The sequence below is a fragment of the Phytobacter palmae genome (assembly GCF_039409775.1).
GTDB classification, from domain to species: Bacteria; Pseudomonadota; Gammaproteobacteria; order Enterobacterales; family Enterobacteriaceae; genus Phytobacter; species Phytobacter palmae.
In genome coordinates this window covers 103425-119776 of record NZ_JBCIVJ010000002.1, presented here as the reverse complement: position 1 = coordinate 119776, position 16352 = coordinate 103425, and the positions used below count along the sequence as shown (strand labels likewise).

The window sequence follows — 16352 nt, the reverse complement described above, 5'->3', positions numbered from 1 at the left end:
GTTTAGAAAGGTTACGTTATGTCCGAGCAGTTTCTCTATTTCTTGCAGCAGATGTTTAACGGCGTGACGCTGGGAAGCACTTATGCATTGATCGCCATTGGTTACACCATGGTGTATGGCATTATCGGCATGATCAACTTCGCCCATGGCGAGGTCTATATGATCGGCAGTTATGTCTCCTTTATGATTATCGCCGCTTTGATGATGATGGGGATCGACGCCAGTTGGTTGTTGATCGCCGCAGGCTTTGTCGGCGCTATTGTCATTGCCAGCGCTTATGGCTGGAGTATTGAGCGCGTGGCCTACCGGCCGGTGCGCAATTCCAAACGCCTGATTGCACTGATCTCCGCCATCGGGATGTCAATCTTCCTGCAAAACTACGTCAGTCTGACCGAAGGTTCACGCGATGTGGCTTTGCCGAGCCTGTTTAACGGCCAGTGGACGGTCGGCAGCAGTGACAATTTCGCTGCCACCATCACCACTATGCAGCTGGTTATCTGGATCGTGACCTTTGTTTCCATGCTGGCGCTGACGGTGTTTATCCGTTATTCCCGTATGGGGCGCGCCTGCCGCGCCTGTTCAGAAGACCTGAAAATGGCGAGCCTGCTTGGCATCAATACTGACCGCGTGATTGCCCTGACCTTTGTGATCGGCGCAGCGATGGCGGCAGTGGCGGGCGTGTTGCTTGGCCAGTTCTATGGCGTAATCAACCCCTATATCGGCTTTATGGCGGGGATGAAGGCCTTTACCGCAGCGGTGCTGGGCGGAATTGGTAGCATTCCGGGTGCAATGATCGGCGGCCTGATTCTGGGTATCACCGAAGCACTCTCCTCGGCGTACCTGAGTACGGAATATAAAGACGTAGTGGCGTTTGCCCTGTTGATCGTCGTGCTGCTGGTGATGCCGACCGGTATCCTGGGTCGCCCGGAGGTTGAAAAAGTATGAAACCGATGCATTTTGCGATGGCGTTGCTCTCAGCCGCCATGTTTTTTGTGCTGGCGTCCGTCTTTATGGGCGTGCAATTGGAACTGGCAGGCACGAAACTGGTGGTTAACACCGCAGCGAGCATTCGCTGGGAGTGGGTGTTCATTGGCACGGCTGTGGTCTTTTTCTTCCAGTTGCTGCGCCCTGTTTACCAGAAAACCCTGAAAAACGTCTCAGGGCCGAAATTCATTCTGCCAGCCATCGACGGTTCGACCGTTAAACAGAAGTTGTTCCTGGTGGCACTGCTGGTGGCTGCCGTGGCATGGCCGTTTGTGGTTTCGCGCGGTACGGTGGATATCGCCACTATGACCATGATTTATATCATCCTCGGCCTCGGGCTGAACGTGGTGGTGGGGTTGTCCGGTCTGCTGGTGTTGGGTTATGGCGGTTTCTACGCTATCGGTGCTTACACCTTCGCGCTGCTGAACCATTATTACGGCCTCGGGTTCTGGACATGTCTGCCGCTGGCGGGCCTGGTATCGGCGGCTGCGGGCTTCCTGCTTGGCTTCCCGGTACTGCGTCTGCGCGGAGATTACCTGGCGATTGTCACCCTCGGTTTCGGCGAAATCGTCCGTATCCTGCTGCTTAACAACACTGAAATTACCGGTGGCCCGAACGGGATCAGCCAGATTCCAAAACCGACGTTGTTCGGTCTGGAGTTTAGCCGCACCGCGCGCGAGGGGGGCTGGGATACGTTCAGCAACTTTTTTGGTGTCTCTTATGACCCCAGCGACCGTGTCGTCTTCCTCTATATGGTTGCGCTGCTGCTGGTGGTAGTCACCCTGTTTGTGATCAACCGTCTGCTGCGTATGCCGCTCGGTCGTGCCTGGGAAGCGCTGCGTGAAGATGAAATTGCCTGTCGCTCTCTGGGCCTCAACCCGACCCGCATCAAACTGACTGCATTTACTATCAGCGCCGCGTTTGCTGGTTTTGCCGGTACGCTGTTTGCTGCACGTCAGGGGTTTGTCAGCCCGGAGTCCTTCACCTTTGCGGAGTCCGCATTTGTGCTGGCAATTGTGGTACTAGGCGGTATGGGTTCGCAGTTCGCGGTTATCCTGGCGGCGATTTTGCTGGTGGTTTCCCGCGAGTTGATGCGCGATTTCAATGAATACAGCATGTTGATGCTGGGTGGATTGATGGTACTGATGATGATTTGGCGTCCTCAAGGCTTGCTGCCGATGACCCGTCCGCAACTGAAACTGAAAAACGGTCAGGCAAAGGGAGAGCAGGCATGAGTCAGCCATTGTTATCCGTAAACGGCCTGATGATGCGCTTTGGCGGCCTGCTGGCCGTCAACAACGTGGCGCTGGATTTACATCCGCAGGAGATAGTCTCGCTGATTGGCCCTAACGGTGCGGGAAAAACGACCGTCTTTAACTGCCTGACCGGTTTCTACAAACCGACGGGCGGCACCATTATGCTGCGCGATCAGCACCTGGAAGGACTACCAGGTCAACAAATCGCACGCATGGGTGTGGTACGAACTTTCCAGCACGTGCGTCTGTTTCGTGAAATGACGGTGATAGAAAACCTGTTGGTAGCACAACACCAGCAACTAAAGACCGGTGTATTCTCCGGCCTGTTGAAAACGCCATCTTTCCGCCGCGCGCAGAGCGAAGCGCTGGATCGGGCCGCCACCTGGCTTGAGCGTATTGGTCTGCTTGAGCATGCCAACCGCCAGGCAAGTAACCTCGCTTATGGTGACCAGCGACGTCTGGAGATTGCCCGTTGCATGGTGACCCAGCCGGAAATCCTGATGCTGGACGAACCGGCAGCAGGTTTGAACCCGAAAGAGACCAAAGAGCTGGACGAGTTAATCGTTGAGCTGCGTAACAACCACAACACCACTATCCTGCTCATCGAGCATGATATGAAGCTGGTGATGGGGATCTCCGACCGTATTTATGTCGTCAACCAGGGCACGCCGCTGGCTAACGGTACGCCGGAAGAAATTCGTAACAATCCGGATGTAATCCGTGCCTATTTAGGTGAAGCATAATGGGGGCGAGCCATAAGATGGAAAAAGTCATGTTGTCCTTTGACAAAGTTAGCGCTCACTACGGCAAAATCCAGGCGCTGCATGATGTCAGCCTGCATATCAATCAGGGTGAGATTGTCACCCTGATCGGTGCCAATGGCGCGGGTAAAACCACACTGCTGGGCACCTTGTGCGGCGATCCGCGTGCAACCAGCGGTCGTATTGTATTTGATGGTAAAGACATCACCGACTGGCAGACGGCGAAAATCATGCGTGAAGCGGTGGCGATTGTGCCGGAAGGGCGTCGCGTCTTTTCGCGTATGACCGTGGAAGAGAACCTGGCGATGGGCGGCTTCTTTGCCGACCGTGATCAGTTCCAGGACCGCATTAAATGGGTCTACGAGCTGTTCCCACGCCTGCATGAACGCCGCATTCAGCGTGCGGGCACCATGTCAGGCGGTGAACAGCAGATGCTGGCGATTGGCCGGGCGTTGATGAGCCAGCCGCGCCTGCTGTTGCTGGATGAACCCTCTCTGGGTCTTGCGCCGATCATCATTCAACAGATTTTCGATACCATCGAACAGTTGCGTAAAGAAGGGATGACCATCTTCCTCGTTGAACAGAACGCCAACCAGGCTCTGAAACTCGCCGACCGTGGTTATGTGCTGGAAAACGGACACGTGGTGCTGGAAGATACCGGTGATGCGCTGCTGGCTAACGAAGCGGTACGTAGCGCCTATCTCGGTGGATAAGAGTGCTTTTCTGAATCAGGAGCCTGCGGGCTCCTTTTTTTTTGCCGTTTTGCTATTGTTGCTGGGCCTATTTTCCCGCTGACAAGGAGAGCAGCATGTTACGGCCCCTGAACGTTAAGCCTTTATTGATCCTCGCGTGTATCACCTTTCCCGTTCTCGCTGACGCCAGGCCAGACCTCAGTAATCCTGAAATCTGGCAGGAGAAAAAAACGACCGATCGCGAAAACCCAGACCCCTGCGAAGTATTACAGCCATCTGCCTGCCCGGGCTACGATGACAAGAAAACCGACCTGCAAAAAGAGCAGGAGCGGCGGGAAAAAAACCGCTGGTATAAAAGAGTTGAAACTGGAAAATGGCGGGAGTAATACCGCTTCCGGGTGTGTTTTCCCGCCCGGCAACTGCCATCTGAGCGTCATCGTTCTATCATCCTGCTGACTCCCCGCCTTCATCGTGTTGTAACTGAACAGTTATTTTTCTGTCATACGCGCGTGTCATGTTACCTCGCGAGCATAAAACGCGTGAAATCGCGCATCCGGCACAACAAGAGAGAAAACCGAATGACACCGTTACGACACACAGCTTTAGGACTGGCTCTTGGGTTGATCTTTGCAGGCAACGCAATGGCTGTCACGACAATCCCATTCTGGCACTCCATGGAAGGGGAGTTAGGCAAAGAAGTTGACTCCCTGGCGCAACGTTTTAACGAAACCCACCCGGATTACAAAATTGTGCCGGTGTACAAGGGCAACTACGAGCAGAGTCTGAGTGCCGGTATCGCCGCGTTCCGTAGCGGTAATGCACCTGCTATGTTGCAGGTTTACGAAGTGGGCACGGCGACCATGATGGCATCGAAAGCCATTAAGCCTGTCTACGAAGTGTTCAAAGACGCGGGTATCAACTTTGATGAATCTCAGTTTGTGCCGACCGTGGCCGGTTACTACACCGATTCGAAAACGGGTCACCTGCTATCCCAGCCGTTCAACAGTTCTACGCCTGTGTTGTACTACAACAAAGATGCCTTCAAAAAAGCGGGCTTGGATCCGGAACAACCGCCTAAAACCTGGCAGGATTTGGCGGCATACACGGCCAAACTGAAAGCCGCAGGGATGAAATGCGGTTACGCCAGCGGCTGGCAGGGCTGGATTCAGCTTGAAAACTTTAGTGCCTGGCACGGCTTGCCGTTTGCGACCAAAAACAATGGTTTCGACGGTACGGATGCGGTGCTGGAGTTCAACAAACCGGAGCAGGTGAAACACATCGCCATGCTCGAAGAACTGAACAAGAAGGGTGATTTCAGCTATTTCGGTCGCAAAGATGAGTCGACTGAGAAGTTCTATAACGGTGACTGCGCGATTACCACTGCGTCCTCTGGCTCGCTGGCGGATATCCGTCATTACGCCAAATTTAACTACGGCGTAGGTATGATGCCTTACGACGCTGATGTGAAAGGCGCGCCGCAGAACGCCATCATCGGTGGGGCCAGCCTGTGGGTTATGCAGGGCAAAGACAAACCTACCTATACCGGTGTCGCGCAGTTCCTTGAGTTCCTGACTAAACCGGAAATTGCTGCCGAATGGCACCAGAAAACCGGCTACCTGCCGATTACCACCGCTGCGTATGAGCTCACCCGTAAAGAAGGTTTTTATGACAAAAACCCTGGTGCGGACATCGCAACGCGTCAGATGCTGAATAAGCCGCCGTTGCCGTTCACCAAAGGTCTACGTCTGGGCAACATGCCACAGATTCGTACCATTGTGGATGAAGAACTGGAAAGCGTCTGGACCGGCAAGAAAACTCCGCAGCAGGCGCTGGATTCGGCTGTAGAGCGTGGTAATCAACTGTTACGTCGCTTCGAGCAGTCGACTAAGTCTTAATGTAAAGATGCTGGATGTTCCCCGGTGGCGCTGCGCTTACCGGGGCTACATCATTAAGAAGTACGGATAAGGCGCTTGCGCCGCCATCCGGGGATTCATTCAGCACCGTTTAGCCGAAGAGTAACCTCATGTCCTCATCCCGTCCGGTGTTTCGTTCGCGCTGGCTGCCTTACCTGCTGGTCGCGCCTCAACTGGTTATCACCATTATTTTCTTTATCTGGCCTGCAGGCGAAGCGCTGTGGTATTCGGTACAAAGCGTTGATCCGTTCGGCCTGTCGAGCCAGTTTGTTGGCCTGAATAACTTTGTGGCCCTGTTCCATGACAGCTATTACCTTGAGTCCTTCTGGACAACGATGCGTTTTAGCGCGCTGGTCACCTTTTTTGGTCTGTTATCGTCCCTGTTCTTTGCCGCGCTGGTCGACAACGTTGTGCGCGGCAGCCGTGTATACCAGACATTGATGCTGCTCCCGTATGCCGTCGCCCCGGCAGTCGCCGCTGTGTTGTGGATATTTCTCTTCAATCCTGGTCGCGGTTTGATAACCCACTTTCTTGAACAATTTGGCTATAGCTGGAACCACGCGCAAAACAGTGGACAGGCCATGTTCCTGGTGGTTTTTGCTTCTATCTGGAAGCAGATTAGTTACAACTTTTTATTCTTCTTCGCCGCGCTGCAATCGATCCCCCGTTCCCTGGTGGAAGCTGCGGCGATTGACGGAGCAGGGCCGATTAGACGCTTTTTCAGGCTCTCGTTGCCGCTGATTGCCCCGGTGAGTTTCTTCCTGCTGGTGGTCAACCTGGTGTATGCCTTCTTCGATACCTTCCCGGTGATTGATGCCGCGACGGCGGGTGGACCGGTACAGGCAACGACCACGCTGATTTATAAGATTTACCGTGAAGGTTTTGCCGGTCTGGATCTGTCCGCGTCCGCTGCACAGTCCGTGGTACTGATGTTTCTGGTGATCGTGCTGACGGTCGTTCAGTTCCGTTATGTTGAAAGCAAGGTGCGCTACCAATGATTGAGAATCGTCCCGGGCTGACTTTTTTCAGCCACCTTCTGCTTATTCTGGGCATTATCACGATCCTGTTTCCCCTGTATGTCGCCTTTGTGGCGGCAACGCTGGATAACAACGCCGTTTTTGAAACGCCAATGACCCTGATCCCTGGCACACACCTGCTGGAAAACATGAAAGCGATTTGGATGAATGGCGTCGGCGTTAACAGTGCGCCGTTCTGGCTGATGATGCTTAACAGTTTCATCATGGCGTTCTCTATCACTGTGGGGAAAATTGCCGTCTCGATGCTCTCCGCCTTTGCCATCGTCTGGTTCCGTTTTCCGCTGCGTAACCTCTTCTTCTGGATGATTTTTATCACACTGATGCTGCCAGTCGAAGTGCGTATCTTTCCGACGGTAGAAGTGATTGCGAATCTGAAAATGCTCGACAGCTACACCGGATTAACGCTACCGCTGATGGCTTCGGCTACGGCGACATTTCTCTTTCGCCAGTTCTTTATGACGCTGCCGGATGAGCTGATGGAAGCGGCGCGTATTGATGGCGCATCACCGATGCGCTTTTTCCGGGACATCGTGCTGCCGCTGTCAAAAACCAATCTGGCGGCACTGTTTGTCATCACCTTTATCTACGGCTGGAACCAGTATTTATGGCCCCTGCTTATCATCAGCGACGTCAATCTGGGCACGGCTGTCGCAGGCATTAAGGGTATGATTTCCTTAGGTGAGGGGACGACACAGTGGAATCAGGTGATGGCGGCAATGTTACTCACGCTGATTCCCCCGGTTATTATCGTTTTTGCCATGCAGCGTGCGTTTGTGCGTGGCCTGGTCGACAGTGAGAAATAAGATGGCAGGATTAAAATTACAGGCCGTAACCAAGAGCTGGGATAACGGCAAAACACAGGTTATTCAACCACTGACGCTGGATGTGGCAGACGGCGAATTTATTGTGATGGTTGGGCCATCCGGTTGTGGAAAATCCACACTGCTTCGAATGGTCGCCGGCCTTGAGCGCGTCAGTACGGGCGATATCTGGATTGACAGCCAGCGCGTAACAGAAACAGAACCGAAAGATCGTGGTATTGCGATGGTGTTTCAGAACTATGCGCTGTATCCGCATATGAGCGTGGAAGAGAACATGGCCTGGGGGCTGAAAATTCGCGGCATGGGTAAAGAGCACATTGCCGAACGCGTGAAAGAGGCGGCCCGTATTCTGGAACTGGACGGTCTGTTAAAGCGCCGCCCACGCGAGTTATCCGGCGGCCAGCGTCAGCGTGTGGCAATGGGGCGCGCCATTGTGCGCGATCCGGCGGTGTTCCTGTTTGATGAACCCTTATCAAACCTCGATGCGAAACTGCGTGTCCAGATGCGGCTCGAATTGCAGCATTTACATCGTCGCCTGAAAACGACCTCGCTCTACGTGACCCACGATCAGGTAGAGGCAATGACGCTGGCGCAGCGCGTTATGGTGATGAATAAAGGCGTGGCGGAACAGATCGGCACGCCTGTTGAGGTATATGAAAAACCGGCCAGCCGCTTTGTGGCGAGTTTCATCGGCAGTCCGGCCATGAACCTGCTGGACGGGCGGATCAGTAACACGGGCACCCATTTTGAACTGGATAGCGGTATGGCCCTACCTATTAACTGGTATTACCGGGGTTATGCCGGGCGTAAAATGACTCTGGGTATCCGCCCGGAACATATTGCGTTAAGCTCTCAGTCCGCAGGTGGCGTACCGCTGGTGATGGATACGCTTGAAATGCTTGGCGCCGACAACCTGGCTCACGGTCGCTGGGGCGATCATAAACTGGTGGTGCGCCTTGCTCATCAAGACAGGCCGCAGCAGGGCAGCACGTTGTGGCTGCATTTGCCGGAGAATCACCTGCACCTTTTTGACGGTGAAACAGGACAACGTGTATGAGTAACTGGCCTTACCCCCACGTCGCCGCCCATCGTGGCGGTGGTAAACTTGCCCCGGAAAACACCCTGGCGGCAATTGATGTGGGTGCCCGCCATGGTCACACGATGATCGAGTTCGATGCGAAGTTATCGAAAGACGGGCATATCTTTTTGCTACATGACGATAATCTTGAACGCACCAGCAACGGCTGGGGCGTTGCCGGAGAGCTGGAATGGAGCGACCTGCTGAAAGTGGACGCAGGTGGCTGGTTTAGCGGCGAGTTCAAAGGCGAACCGTTGCCGCTGCTGTCGCAGGTTGCCGAACGATGTCGCCAGTACGGCATGATGGCCAACATCGAAATTAAACCGACAACTGGCACCGGTCCGCTGACAGGCAAAGTGGTGGCGCTGGCGGCGCGCGAACTCTGGGCGGGTATGCCGACGCCGTTGCTGTCGTCATTTGAGATTGATGCGCTGGAAGCGGCAATGGCGGCAGCGCCGGAATTACCGCGTGGGTTGCTGCTCGATGAATGGCGCGATGACTGGCAGGAGCTGACTACCCGTCTGGAATGTGTCTCCATCCATCTTAATCACACGCTTCTTGATGAAGAACGTGTAGATATGTTGCGGGACGCCGGATTACGCATTCTGGTTTATACCGTCAACCGCCCGCAGCGCGCATCTCAGCTGCTACGCTGGGGCGTTGATTGTATCTGTACCGATAATATTGCAGTCATCGGGCCAGATTTTCAGCCTTAAGGCGTAACGGTTTTTAGCGGGATATTAGCTTGCGGCGTGCTGACATGACTTTGATTCAGCATGCTGCTGCCTGTCTGGTTGGCGGGCAGCATATGTTGCTGCTGGCTCAGTGTCGCCTCGTTGTTACCGCTTTGGTTCAACATGCCGCCGTTTGTATTGGGGAGCAACTGCTGGGTACCTGGATCGAGCTCCCCCGGCTGAGCCTGCCTTACCCGCTGGGAATTATTATTAATTTGCGCTTCCAGATTCTGCTGTTGCAGACGGGTCTGCGTCTGCAAATTCTGATTTAACATCCCTTTTTGCTGCTGTTGCTGATTAAGCATTTGCGTCTGCATTCGCTGCTGACTCGGTATCTGATAACCCGGCTGGTTCGGGTTGTTGGTAGTGTTGAGTGGCTGTGCGAAAGCGGCCAATGGCAAGAACGCGGCCAGAATAAATAGTCGTTTCATCATCATCTCCTCCTGCTGAGGTTTCCTTTAAGTTTACTCCGTTTCACGCATTACGATGATCTTTTAGGAGTTCTGAACCAGGCTTAAGCGGGGACTGTTGCCCCTTTTCAGGAGAACAACGATGATGAAACAGAAGTTTGCGCGTTGGGTGGCGATAGCCGCTCTGATGGCGGGAGGATGTTTTAGCGTTGCGGCGGCACCTCCGCCCGTTGCGGCCCCGGCTCCGGTGTCATATGGCGTTGAGGCGGATGTCTTTCATCCGGTTCGTGCGAAGCAGGGGATGGTGGCGTCTGTTGACGAAACCGCGACCCGCGTTGGCGTCGATATCCTCAAACAGGGGGGCAACGCCGTGGATGCGGCCGTGGCGGTTGGCTATGCGCTGGCCGTGACTCACCCGCAGGCCGGTAATCTCGGCGGCGGCGGGTTTATGATGATCCGTACTAAAGACGGCAAAACGACAGCGATTGATTTTCGTGAAATGGCCCCGGCAGCAGCAACGCGCGATATGTTTCTTGACGACCAGGGCAACCCGGACAGCAAAAAATCCCTCACATCACACTTAGCTTCTGGTACGCCGGGCACGGTGGCGGGGTTTTCGCTGGCGCTGGAAAAATATGGCACATTGCCTCTGAATAAAGTCGTACAACCCGCTATTAAGCTGGCGAAGCAGGGCTTTGTGGTAAATGACGCCCTGGCTGACGATCTCAAAACCTATGGTAGCGAAGTGCTGCCAAATCATGAAAACAGCAAAGCTATTTTCTGGAAAGATGGCGAACCCCTGAAAAAAGGCGACAAACTGGTTCAGGCTAATCTGGCAAAGAGTCTGGAGATGATTGCCGAAAAAGGGCCGGACGCATTCTACAAAGGGGCGATTGCCGATCAGATTGCCCAGGAGATGAGCAAAAACGGCGGGCTGATCACGAAAGAAGATCTGGCCAATTATAAAGCCGTCGAGCGCATACCGATCAGCGGTGATTATCGCGGCTATCAGATTTTTTCCATGCCGCCGCCCTCTTCCGGGGGGATCCATATTGTGCAGATCCTCAATATTCTTGAGAACTTTGACCTCGCAAAATATGGCTTCGGCAGCGCCGATACGTTGCAGGTGATGGCGGAGGCGGAAAAGTACGCCTATGCCGACAGGTCTGAGTACCTGGGCGATCCGGATTTTGTGAAGGTGCCCTGGCAGGCATTGACCAATAAAGATTATGCAAAATCGCTGGCCCAGCAGATCGACGTCAACAAAGCGAAGCCATCGAGCCAGATTCGTCCGGGTAAGCTTGAACCCTATGAGAGTAACCAGACGACACACTATTCGGTGGTGGATAAAGACGGCAATGCCGTTGCGGTGACCTACACCCTTAACACAACCTTTGGTAGCGGGATTGTAGCGGGAAATACCGGCATCCTGATGAATAACGAAATGGATGATTTCTCGGCCAAACCTGGTGTTCCGAATGTGTATGGTCTGGTTGGGGGGGATGCGAATGCGGTAGGGCCGGGCAAACGTCCGCTCTCTTCTATGTCACCGACTATCGTAGTGAAAGATGGGAAAACGTGGCTGGTCACCGGGAGCCCTGGTGGTAGTCGTATCATTACAACTGTGCTGCAAATCGTGGTGAACAGCATTGATTTTGGGATGAATGTCGCCGAGGCGACTAACGCCCCGCGTTTCCATCATCAGTGGTTGCCGGATGAGCTGCGCGTCGAAAAAGGCTTTAGCCCGGATACCATCAAGCTGCTTGAGCAGAAAGGACAAAAGGTTGCTGTGAAAGAGGCAATGGGCAGTACGCAGAGCATTATGGTTGGCCCGGATGGCACACTGTACGGCGCGTCTGACCCGCGAACGGTGGATGATTTAACGGCGGGATATTAAGCTTTATTTCCCCTCTTCCTGAAAGGGAGAGGGGATTTAAACGGCGGGTGAATCGTGGAGGCTTACTGTTTTATCCGCGCCATAAAATAGGCATCAACATATTCGCCGTTACGCAGAGCGAAATGCTTTCCGGTGCCTTCAATTTCAAAACCGAACTTCCGGTACAGTGTCAGCGCCGGGGCATTATCAACGAAGACGGTCAGTTCAATGCGCTCTATTCGCAGCCAGTTGTCGCAAAGATTGACCATTTCGCGCATCAACGCGCTACCGACGCCACGTCCATGCTTTTCGGCTGAAACGCCAATACCAAAGGTAGCAACGTGGCCACGCCGTGGGTTTTCCATAATGTCCAGGGCCAGGTGCCCGACGACCTCTTCTTCAATACAGGCGACGAGATGGCGTCGGCCGGGTTTGACGGCAGCTCTTTCCTGCCACATTGCCATGGAGGGATGAGGAATTTGTAGCGTGTCGTGATACACCCCAGGATGTGAATTGATGTGGCGTAATGCTTCTGCATCGCTGGCTTCGATATGGCGTATCACAATGTCATTCATTCCTTTTTTCCTCTGTTGGTGAAGTAGCCTCTTCAACATCACGGACTTTGCAAAATGCGTCAACTGCCTTTTTTTGCAAAAAGGAGTAGACAAGTGCGAATGATAATGATTATTATTGCCGTGCGTTCAGGGAAACCTTCGCGGTAATCCTGAAAGCACGACATTGCTCACATTGCTTCCAGTATTTCTTAGCCAGCCGGGTGCTGGCTTTTTTTTTACCTGCGTTTCTCCCCCGACTTTTTGTTGGCACTATCCGTGTCGGTGTCGGACACCAGACCTACAACGTTAGTCTTTTCATGTCGTGGGGCACGTAGTTCCGCCTGGCCTGTAAAGGTGCCACCCTGCTTTACGCTCAGCGATCGATACGCGAGCGTGCCGGTTAACGTACCGTTTTCGGCAATATTTACCGCATCGCCTGTACACTGACCTGTCACTGTGCCGTCGATAATCAGTTCCTGACAGTTAATATTTCCATCGACCCGTCCTTCACGCAGGACGTTGACCAGACTCTCTTTTACGTCGATATCCCCCCGTACGCTGCCGTAAACATAAACCGGGCTCGATGAGGTGATATTGCCTTCAAGATGAACATCGCTGGCGATCACCGTACGAGTCTCTATTTCAGTCAGATGTTGGTTATCGGGGGAGGGCGTGGCGACTATCGCACCCGGGTTTTCGCCGTTTTTATGTTTTTTGAACATACCTGTTATTAATCCTCTCAGGATAAACGCGCTAAAGGAGGCAAAGGCCAGCAGTCCTGCGCCTTGCGCCAGCGTTGATGCGCCAGCGCACCATGCCAGGAGCGCAAACAACCAGACCAGAAGGGTGATGTTTAGCAGGAGATATTTTCTGTCCATGCATACTTCCCTGGGTCGCTTTCCATTGCAGTCAGCGTGATGTGCGGCTGACCTGTTATTGCGAGAAACATCCTGCTTTTCGCGGCACTCTTATCAGCAATCTGGACGAAGAGATCAAGATGTGGCTGGGAATTTTAAGAATGGAAGTGGCTGTTTATTCAGGTTTTATAATTCAAGGATATAAGTCGTAAGGTTGGAATTCTCTGGCTGAATATCTTGTTCATTGATGGTGGAGGTTTTTATCAGTGGGCGTCTTGCGCTAAGGTTTAAGACTGCGACGCTAAACAAGGACAGCATTATGACTCTGCATTGCGCATTTATCGGCTTTGGTAAAAGCACCACTCGCTACCACCTCCCTTACGTTCTCAATCGCAAAGATACCTGGCATGTGGCGCATATCTTTCGCCGCCATGCGAAACCGGAAGAACAGCAGCCGCAGTATCAGCATATTCACTTCACCAGCGATCTTGATGAGGTTCTAAATGATCCGCAGGTCAGTCTGGTCATCGTTTGTACCCATGCGGACAGCCATTTTGAGTATGCGAAGCGGGCGCTGGAAGCCGGGAAAAACGTGCTGGTTGAGAAGCCATTCACCCCGACGATTGCCGAAGCAGTCACACTCTTTGAACTGGCGAAAAGTAAAGGTCTGACCGTCACGCCGTATCAGAATCGCCGCTTTGACTCCTGCTTTTTGACAGCCAAAAAAGCCATTGAAAGCGGAAAGCTAGGTGAAATCGTAGAAGTAGAGAGCCACTTTGATTACTTTCGCCCGGTCGCAGAAACGAAACCTGGCCTGCCGCAGGACGGGTCGTTCTATGGGCTTGGCGTGCATACGATGGATCAAATTATTTCACTGTTTGGTCGTCCGGACCATGTGTCTTATGACATTCGTAGCCTGCGCAATAAGGCTAACCCGGATGATACCTTTGAAGCGCAGCTCTTTTACGGCGACCTGAAAGCTATCGTTAAAACCAGCTACCTGGTTAAAATCGACTATCCGAAGTTTATTGTCCACGGTAGCAAAGGGTCATTCATCAAGTACGGCATCGACCAGCAGGAGACCAGCCTGAAAGCCAATATTATGCCCGGCGAAGCGGGGTTTGCGGCAGATGACAGTGTCGGCGTGCTGGAGTATGTGAATGACGCGGGTGAAACGGTGCGTGAGGAACTGAAACCGGAAATCGGTGACTATGGACGGGTCTATGATGCGCTCTATGCCACGCTCACTACCGGGGCGGATAATTACGTCAAGGAATCTGATGTTCTGACCAACCTGGAGATCCTGGAACGCGCCTTCGAACAGGCCTCTCCATCCACGGTAACCCTCGCAAAATAAGTGGTCTTACGCTAGCAAAAGTCATTCACTTTTTTTGAACAGAGGAGTCAATTTTCACCCTCTATGATTGGTCAGCGATCGGGTCCACACTTACCCCATCGAAACGAACATGAGGGTGAAAACATGATTTACTTACGCAAAGCAAACGACCGTGGCCATGCAAATCATGGCTGGCTGGACTCCTGGCATACCTTTTCGTTTGCCAACTACTACGATGCAAACTTTATGGGTTTTTCTGCACTGCGCGTGATTAATGACGACGTAATCGATGCCGGGCAGGGGTTTGGTACTCATCCCCATAAAGATATGGAAATCCTGACGTATGTACTGCAAGGCGCGGTTGAACATCAGGACAGCATGGGCAATAAAGAACAGGTCCCGGCAGGTGAATTTCAGATTATGAGCGCAGGCACCGGCGTGCGGCATTCAGAGTACAACCCGAGCGCCACTGAGCCGCTGCGTCTGTACCAGATCTGGATTATTCCGCAAGAAAATGGCATCACGCCGCGTTACGAACAACGTCGCTTTGATGCAGCGCAGGGCCGCCAACTGGTTCTCTCGCCGGATGCTCGCGATGGTTCGCTGAAAGTGCATCAGGACATGGAACTTTATCGCTGGGCGCTGTTAAAAGATGAGCAGTCTGTATATCAAATTTCTGCAGACCGCAAAGTCTGGATTCAGGTGGTGAAAGGTGACGTATCCATTAATGGAACGAAAGCAACCACCAGCGATGGCCTGGCCATCTGGGACGAGCAGGCCCTGTCCATTCATGCTGATAGCGACAGCGAAATTTTACTCTTCGACCTGCCGCCAGTTTGATCGGGCTTAAATAAATGACGTAACCTTCTGGTTAACACCAGAAGGTTACGCTTTGTCCGTGATAAACTGGCCTGATGTTTCCCCGTTTATCAATTCAGGACGATGAAAAAGAAAAGACCCGTACTTCAGGATGTGGCCGATCGCGTTGGCGTGACCAAAATGACGGTCAGCCGATTTTTACGCAACCCGGAGCAAGTCTCTGTGGCGCTTCGGTCAAAAATAGCGGCTGCACTTGATGAACTGGGCTACATTCCGAATCGGGCTCCGGATATTCTCTCCAATGCCACCAGCCGTGCGGTTGGCGTGCTGCTTCCCTCATTAACCAACCAGGTGTTCGCAGAGGTTCTGCGCGGTATTGAAAGCGTGACGGATGCGTTTGGCTATCAGACCATGCTGGCACACTTTGGCTATAAGCCTGAACTGGAAGAAGAGCGGCTTGAATCTATGCTGTCGTGGAATATCGACGGCCTTATCCTTACTGAACGTACGCATACCCCTCGCACGCTGAAAATGATTGAAGTGGCCGGTATCCCTGTTGTTGAACTGATGGACAGTAAATCGCCTTGTCTGGACATCGCCGTTGGCTTCGACAACTTTGAAGCTGCCCGGCAGATGACGGCAGCCATTATTGAACGGGGACATCGCCGGGTAGCCTACCTGGGCGCACGTCTGGACGAACGTACTATCATCAAACAGAAGGGGTATGAGCAGGCGATGCTGGATGCGGGTCTGACGCCATACAGCGTGATGGTAGAACAGTCCTCCTCCTATACCGCGGGCATTGAGCTTATGCGGCAGGCTCGTCGCGAATACTCGCAACTGGACGGAATTTTTTGTACCAATGATGACCTTGCAGTTGGCGCGGCGTTCGAATGCCAGCGTTTGGGGCTCAAAATTCCTGATGATATGGCGATCGCCGGGTTCCACGGTCACGACATTGGCCAGGTAATGGAGCCGCGTCTGGCGAGCGTGCTTACGCCGCGTGAACGTATGGGGCGTATTGGCGCAGAACGCCTGCTGGCGCGCATTCGTGGTGAATCTGTTACGCCAAAATTGTTAGATTTAGGTTTCACATTGTCACCAGGTGGATCTATTTAGTCTGACAAATTTGAAGTAGCTCACACTTATTCACTTCTGGCACGAATGGTTATTGCTTATCCATTACCCCGGCAGGACAATGTTACCGATAACTGTTACCCGTAA

General features: G+C 53.1%; 17 protein-coding genes. 14 read left to right on the top strand and 3 right to left on the bottom strand.

The annotated features are described in order from the left end of the window. Nucleotides 1-18 precede the first annotated feature (18 nt). The 10 genes from livH to ugpQ all read left to right on the top strand — a co-directional run bounded on the left by livH (nt 19) and on the right by ugpQ (nt 9258). A complete protein-coding gene (livH, locus tag AAIG39_RS03240) occupies nt 19-945 on the top strand; it encodes a high-affinity branched-chain amino acid ABC transporter permease LivH (RefSeq protein ID WP_090083920.1) in 927 nt (308 codons plus the stop codon). After that, nucleotides 942-2219: a high-affinity branched-chain amino acid ABC transporter permease LivM gene (locus AAIG39_RS03235; RefSeq protein ID WP_090083922.1), complete on the top strand. Its 1278-nt coding sequence runs from the start codon at nt 942-944 to the stop codon at nt 2217-2219. Before livH ends, AAIG39_RS03235 begins: the two co-directional genes overlap by 4 nt. Next, the gene (gene livG / locus AAIG39_RS03230; RefSeq protein ID WP_090083923.1) at nt 2216-2983 is read left to right on the top strand and encodes a high-affinity branched-chain amino acid ABC transporter ATP-binding protein LivG; all 768 of its coding nucleotides are present in this window, start codon (nt 2216-2218) and stop codon (nt 2981-2983) included. Before AAIG39_RS03235 ends, livG begins: the two co-directional genes overlap by 4 nt. A 17-nt stretch (nt 2984-3000) precedes the next feature. Beyond that, nucleotides 3001-3714, top strand: a complete 714-nt coding sequence (gene livF / locus AAIG39_RS03225) for a high-affinity branched-chain amino acid ABC transporter ATP-binding protein LivF (protein ID WP_041851341.1) — start codon at nt 3001-3003, stop codon at nt 3712-3714. A gap of 95 nt (nt 3715-3809) precedes the next feature. Then, nucleotides 3810-4079 (top strand): hypothetical protein, encoded by a 270-nt coding sequence (locus AAIG39_RS03220; protein ID WP_090083925.1) that lies wholly within the window; start codon nt 3810-3812, stop codon nt 4077-4079. Nucleotides 4080-4271: 192 nt separating this feature from the next. After that, nucleotides 4272-5588: a sn-glycerol-3-phosphate ABC transporter substrate-binding protein UgpB gene (gene ugpB / locus AAIG39_RS03215; RefSeq protein WP_249572365.1), complete on the top strand. Its 1317-nt coding sequence runs from the start codon at nt 4272-4274 to the stop codon at nt 5586-5588. A 128-nt stretch (nt 5589-5716) separates the two neighbouring features. Continuing rightward, a complete protein-coding gene (gene ugpA / locus AAIG39_RS03210; RefSeq protein ID WP_249572364.1) occupies nt 5717-6604 on the top strand; it encodes a sn-glycerol-3-phosphate ABC transporter permease UgpA in 888 nt (295 codons plus the stop codon). Next, a complete protein-coding gene (gene ugpE, locus AAIG39_RS03205) occupies nt 6601-7446 on the top strand; it encodes a sn-glycerol-3-phosphate ABC transporter permease UgpE (protein WP_090083929.1) in 846 nt (281 codons plus the stop codon). The genes ugpA and ugpE overlap by 4 nt, the downstream gene beginning before the upstream one ends. A 1-nt stretch (nt 7447) precedes the next feature. Beyond that, complete coding sequence (locus AAIG39_RS03200; RefSeq protein WP_090083931.1) at nt 7448-8521, top strand: sn-glycerol-3-phosphate import ATP-binding protein UgpC; 1074 nt, start codon at nt 7448-7450, stop codon at nt 8519-8521. Next, nucleotides 8518-9258 carry a glycerophosphodiester phosphodiesterase gene (gene ugpQ, locus AAIG39_RS03195; RefSeq protein WP_090083933.1) on the top strand — a complete coding sequence of 247 codons (741 nt, stop codon included), beginning with the start codon at nt 8518-8520 and terminating at the stop codon, nt 9256-9258. The genes AAIG39_RS03200 and ugpQ overlap by 4 nt, the downstream gene beginning before the upstream one ends. On the opposite strand, the gene AAIG39_RS03190 is transcribed toward ugpQ, so the two are convergent. After that, nucleotides 9255-9707 carry a DUF2756 family protein gene (locus AAIG39_RS03190; RefSeq protein ID WP_343193322.1) on the bottom strand — a complete coding sequence of 151 codons (453 nt, stop codon included), beginning with the start codon at nt 9705-9707 and terminating at the stop codon, nt 9255-9257. The two genes, ugpQ and AAIG39_RS03190, sit on opposite strands and share 4 nt — an antisense overlap. A gap of 121 nt (nt 9708-9828) precedes the next feature. On the opposite strand from AAIG39_RS03190, the gene ggt reads away from it, so the two are divergent. Next, nucleotides 9829-11583 (top strand): gamma-glutamyltransferase, encoded by a 1755-nt coding sequence (gene ggt / locus AAIG39_RS03185; protein ID WP_249572362.1) that lies wholly within the window; start codon nt 9829-9831, stop codon nt 11581-11583. 62 nt (nt 11584-11645) lie between these two features. Here ggt and yhhY read toward each other — a convergent pair whose 3' ends face one another. Next, nucleotides 11646-12137: an N-acetyltransferase gene (gene yhhY, locus AAIG39_RS03180; RefSeq protein WP_090083936.1), complete on the bottom strand. Its 492-nt coding sequence runs from the start codon at nt 12135-12137 to the stop codon at nt 11646-11648. Nucleotides 12138-12352: 215 nt separating this feature from the next. Next, the gene (locus AAIG39_RS03175; RefSeq protein ID WP_425503253.1) at nt 12353-12838 is read right to left on the bottom strand and encodes a bactofilin family protein; all 486 of its coding nucleotides are present in this window, start codon (nt 12836-12838) and stop codon (nt 12353-12355) included. Nucleotides 12839-13292: 454 nt separating this feature from the next. On the opposite strand from AAIG39_RS03175, the gene AAIG39_RS03170 reads away from it, so the two are divergent. From AAIG39_RS03170 to gntR, 3 genes are all read left to right on the top strand, one after another. After that, a complete protein-coding gene (locus AAIG39_RS03170) occupies nt 13293-14330 on the top strand; it encodes an oxidoreductase (RefSeq protein WP_090083939.1) in 1038 nt (345 codons plus the stop codon). Between the two features lie 123 nt (nt 14331-14453). Beyond that, nucleotides 14454-15149 (top strand): pirin family protein, encoded by a 696-nt coding sequence (locus tag AAIG39_RS03165; protein WP_090083940.1) that lies wholly within the window; start codon nt 14454-14456, stop codon nt 15147-15149. A gap of 102 nt (nt 15150-15251) precedes the next feature. Continuing rightward, entirely contained in the window at nt 15252-16247 is a 996-nt protein-coding gene (gene gntR / locus AAIG39_RS03160) for a gluconate operon transcriptional repressor GntR (RefSeq protein ID WP_047372799.1), read from the top strand. Nucleotides 16248-16352 lie beyond the last annotated feature (105 nt).

Coding starts and splice junctions, on each gene's coding strand:
- livH (WP_090083920.1), top strand. CDS start 19: ATGTCCGAGCAGTTTCTCTATTTCTTGCAGCAGATGTTTAACGGCGTG.
- AAIG39_RS03235 (WP_090083922.1), top strand. CDS start 942: ATGAAACCGATGCATTTTGCGATGGCGTTGCTCTCAGCCGCCATGTTT.
- livG (WP_090083923.1), top strand. CDS start 2,216: ATGAGTCAGCCATTGTTATCCGTAAACGGCCTGATGATGCGCTTTGGC.
- livF (WP_041851341.1), top strand. CDS start 3,001: ATGGAAAAAGTCATGTTGTCCTTTGACAAAGTTAGCGCTCACTACGGC.
- AAIG39_RS03220 (WP_090083925.1), top strand. CDS start 3,810: ATGTTACGGCCCCTGAACGTTAAGCCTTTATTGATCCTCGCGTGTATC.
- ugpB (WP_249572365.1), top strand. CDS start 4,272: ATGACACCGTTACGACACACAGCTTTAGGACTGGCTCTTGGGTTGATC.
- ugpA (WP_249572364.1), top strand. CDS start 5,717: ATGTCCTCATCCCGTCCGGTGTTTCGTTCGCGCTGGCTGCCTTACCTG.
- ugpE (WP_090083929.1), top strand. CDS start 6,601: ATGATTGAGAATCGTCCCGGGCTGACTTTTTTCAGCCACCTTCTGCTT.
- AAIG39_RS03200 (WP_090083931.1), top strand. CDS start 7,448: ATGGCAGGATTAAAATTACAGGCCGTAACCAAGAGCTGGGATAACGGC.
- ugpQ (WP_090083933.1), top strand. CDS start 8,518: ATGAGTAACTGGCCTTACCCCCACGTCGCCGCCCATCGTGGCGGTGGT.
- AAIG39_RS03190 (WP_343193322.1), bottom strand. CDS start 9,707: ATGAAACGACTATTTATTCTGGCCGCGTTCTTGCCATTGGCCGCTTTC.
- ggt (WP_249572362.1), top strand. CDS start 9,829: ATGATGAAACAGAAGTTTGCGCGTTGGGTGGCGATAGCCGCTCTGATG.
- yhhY (WP_090083936.1), bottom strand. CDS start 12,137: ATGAATGACATTGTGATACGCCATATCGAAGCCAGCGATGCAGAAGCA.
- AAIG39_RS03175 (WP_425503253.1), bottom strand. CDS start 12,838: ATGTTCAAAAAACATAAAAACGGCGAAAACCCGGGTGCGATAGTCGCC.
- AAIG39_RS03170 (WP_090083939.1), top strand. CDS start 13,293: ATGACTCTGCATTGCGCATTTATCGGCTTTGGTAAAAGCACCACTCGC.
- AAIG39_RS03165 (WP_090083940.1), top strand. CDS start 14,454: ATGATTTACTTACGCAAAGCAAACGACCGTGGCCATGCAAATCATGGC.
- gntR (WP_047372799.1), top strand. CDS start 15,252: ATGAAAAAGAAAAGACCCGTACTTCAGGATGTGGCCGATCGCGTTGGC.